The organism is Polynucleobacter sp. 35-46-11, assembly GCF_002281105.1.
Genome location: NZ_NCFJ01000260.1, coordinates 1 through 3,594 on the forward strand (window position 1 = coordinate 1; position 3,594 = coordinate 3,594).

General features: G+C 46.3%; 4 protein-coding genes. 1 reads left to right on the top strand and 3 read right to left on the bottom strand.

The genetic code is table 11. From position 1 onward, the window contains the following. A partial coding sequence (locus tag B7Y67_RS13075; protein WP_293599028.1) for a dihydroxy-acid dehydratase occupies nt 1-1,456 on the bottom strand: 1,456 nt, incomplete at its 3' end. Between the two features lie 114 nt (nt 1,457-1,570). On the opposite strand from B7Y67_RS13075, the gene B7Y67_RS13080 reads away from it, so the two are divergent. Next, nucleotides 1,571-1,993, top strand: coding sequence for a VOC family protein (locus B7Y67_RS13080; RefSeq protein ID WP_293599029.1), 423 nt, complete (start codon nt 1,571-1,573; stop codon nt 1,991-1,993). A gap of 37 nt (nt 1,994-2,030) precedes the next feature. On the opposite strand, the gene B7Y67_RS13085 is transcribed toward B7Y67_RS13080, so the two are convergent. Both B7Y67_RS13085 and B7Y67_RS13090 read right to left on the bottom strand, forming a co-directional pair. Continuing rightward, nucleotides 2,031-3,221, bottom strand: a complete 1,191-nt coding sequence (locus tag B7Y67_RS13085) for a class I SAM-dependent methyltransferase (RefSeq protein WP_293599030.1) — start codon at nt 3,219-3,221, stop codon at nt 2,031-2,033. Between the two features lie 3 nt (nt 3,222-3,224). Next, nucleotides 3,225-3,594: carboxymuconolactone decarboxylase family protein (locus B7Y67_RS13090; RefSeq protein WP_293599031.1), on the bottom strand; the 370-nt coding region annotated here is incomplete at its 5' end.

Sequence of the window (3,594 nt, forward strand, 5' to 3'; positions counted from 1 at the left end):
CGCTCATGCGCGCATCGGAGATGCGGACCATGTCCTTCACGCCTTCACGCGCAAGCTTCATCGGAATCGGGATGTATCCCGCTTCAGGCATACCTGGTGCACCTTTAGGGCCAATATTCTTGAGCACCAAAATATCATCTGCAGTGACATCTAAATCAGGGCTATCAATTCGGTTGGCAAGATCCTCAGAATTCTCAAATACAACTGCTCTACCCTCATGCTCCATCAATTTTTCGTGAGCAGCCGACTGTTTGATGATGGCGCCACCAGGAGCTAAATTGCCGTGTAAAACAGCAATACTGCCGCGTGGATAAATTGGATTACTAAAAGGGCGCACTACATCTTGCTTAAAACTCGGTGGGGCGGCATCAATTTCTTCGCCCAATGTTCGACCCGTTACCGTCATAGCATTCAGCTTCAGTAAAGGCTTTAGCTCGCGCAGCAAAGTAGCCATACCACCAGCATCATGGAAGTTCTCCATGTAGTGATCACCGGAAGGCTTGAGATCAACTAGAACCGGGGTTTCATCACCCATCTTATCCAAAGCATCTAAATCAATTTCTAAACCCATACGACCTGCAATTGCAGCCAAGTGAACAATGCCATTGGTTGATCCGCCAATCGCTAACAACACACGCATGGCGTTTTCAAATGCATCGGCGGTGAGTACCTTATCAATAGTTAAGCCATCTTTTGCCATTTGGACTGCACGTGTGCCCGTCTCTTCTGCAATCCGAATGCGGTCTGCAGTAACTGCCGGGGGAGTAGCGCCACCCGGCACAGTCATCCCTAGGGCCTCAGATATACAAGCCATGGTGCTAGCGGTACCCATTACAGAACAAGTCCCTACACTCGCTACCAATTGATCATTCACCTCATCTTTTTCAACTTCATCAATTTCACCAGCACGGAATTTCCCCCAATAGCGACGACAGTCCGTACAGGCACCCACACGCTCACTACGATGAGAACCCGTTAACATTGAACCGGTAATTAACTGAATTGCTGGCAAGCCTGCAGAAGCTGCACCCATCATTTGAGCTGGCACAGTCTTATCGCAACCCCCAATCATGACCACTGCATCCATCGGTTGGGCACGGAGCATCTCTTCCGTATCCATGGACATGAGATTGCGCAAATACATACTGGTTGGCGCGGCAAAACTTTCATGAATGGAGATGGTTGGGAAATCCATCGGCAACCCACCTGCCAACATCACACCCCGTTTCACAGCCTCAATCAATTGCGGCATGTTTCCATGACAAGGGTTATATGAACTTCCAGTATTGATAATGCCGATGACGGGCCGATCTAAAGCGCTATTGGTATACCCGGCACCTTTAATAAATGCCTTACGTAGGAATAAAGAGAAGCCTTTATCACCATAACTTGTTAAGCCCTTACGCAAGCCACTTTCGGGAGCTTGATTTTTATCTTTACTGTTATTGCTTGTCATGGGTAAATGTCTCTTATTTGGCACAATATTTTTATATCGCAAATATACTAAACTTTGTATTAATTAATCTTTTAAGCTTGAAAAACTATAGCCAAAGTAAATATAAGGGTATCCATGTCAACCATCCAGCCATTCCATCTTGCCTTTCCAGTTAATGACTTAGCGGCAGCTCGCAGTTTTTACGGCACTACCTTAGGCTGTTCAGAAGGGCGCAGTTCAGACGAATGGATTGATTTTGATTTCTTTGGACATCAACTCGTTGCTCATCTTGCCCCTGAAGAATGCGGTCATGCAAGCTCAAATGAGGTTGACGGACATCAAGTTCCAGTAAAACATTTTGGGGTTGTTCTCACGATGCCGGATTGGCATGCATTAGCTGAAAAATTAACGCATAGCGGCATCAAGTTCATCATTGAACCGCAGATTCGCTTTAAGGGAATGGTGGGCGAACAGGCCACCATGTTCTTTTTAGATCCTGCTGGCAATGCTCTTGAATTCAAAGCATTTGAAGATCCTAGTCAGCTCTTTGCAAAATAAGCAATACAGGATCGATAGCCACTCTAAGTGGCTAGTTTTATTGGATTGCTAGGCGCCACAGAGAAGTGGTTTCGGCAGATCTTGCAAAGTACAGAAGATCAGATTGATCAAAAGGCTTATGGTGCTTTGGCTTAGTATCAATACGACCAATTACCTTAAGCCCTCCTGCCCCAATCCACTCCAGTAATTCTGTTCTAGTCCTTAATCCGAGATGTTCGGCTAAGTCAGACAAAATTAACCAAGCCTCTCCATCGGGTAGTAAATGGTTTTTTAGTTCACCCAAAAACCCTTTCAGCATTTGGCTCTCAGGGTCATAAACAGCATGCTCCAAAGTGGAACTCGGTCTTGCAGGTATCCATGGAGGATTGCAAACAATCAAAGACGCCTTCTCTTGCGGAAATAAATTAGCCTTGATGATTTGGATGCTGGAATCCAAACTCAATCGCTTAATATTTTCTTTAGCACAAGCAAGCGCTCGATCATCTTGATCAGTGGCAACAATCTTTTGTACGCCTCGCATTGCCAAGATAACTGACAACACACCAGTCCCTACGCCGATATCAAAAGCGATGGACTCTTTTTCGAGTAATTTAGGCAACGGAACACTACAAACTAACTCGAGATACTCCCCGCGTATCGGCGAGAAAACACCATAATGGGGGTATATAAAAATAGGTTCGCCTTCCTCATCAGCGAGAACGGGTACACCATTTTTACGCCACTCATGTGCACTGATCACTCCCAAGAGCTCACGCAAGGAAATCACATAAGACTCAGTAGTTAAGCCATAGGCCTCAAGACAAGCTAGCGAAATATCAGGTGCTCTTCGTAATGGAATGGTGTGATCAGAGTTGCATTGAATTAGCAACATGCCGAGGATTCGGGCTCTTTGTGACTGCATCAAACGATGCTTGTTAAATAGATCAATCGAGGTTGGTGATTGAAGATCGCTGGAAGATTGATCTGTTCTCTTTCCAGCACGCTTGGATTTCTTGGAAGGTTTATCAATGCGCCTTACCAAAGCTTGCAATAACTGCCGGGCGTTCTGAAAATCACCCTTCCATAAGATCGCAGTTCCCTCACAGGCTAGGCGATAGGCGTCGTCTGCCGTGAGGGTGTCATCAGCAATGACTACCCGCTTATGTGCAGCAATGCCATTTTCAGAATGCCAGGCTGCTGAACATGTCTGACCACCCTCTTCCCATGTAACGGAGTTGCTCTGGCTCATGAATTACTCAGGAGGATGCTCCTCAGGATTGACATCCAAGGCAATCAAAAATCGAGAAACCATGTTGTAGGCTGCCACCACAGTCACAAGCTCAACAGTGTCAGTATTGCCAAGCGCGGTTTGCAAACGTTTCATCAGCGCACTATCAACGTGAATATTGCGTGTCATCTGAAATGTCAGCTCTACGGCATCGTTTTCAAGGGCAGAGAACAAGTCAGTTGGGAAGTTAGGCTGGCCAATTAAACGCAGCGCCTTCACCTGCTCCTCAGTGCCGCCCGCTTTGATAAATGGAGGAGCATGATGAAAAAACTCGTACTCAGCACCATTGAGAACAGCCACCCCACACATTCCAAGTTCACGCAGCTTTGGGTCC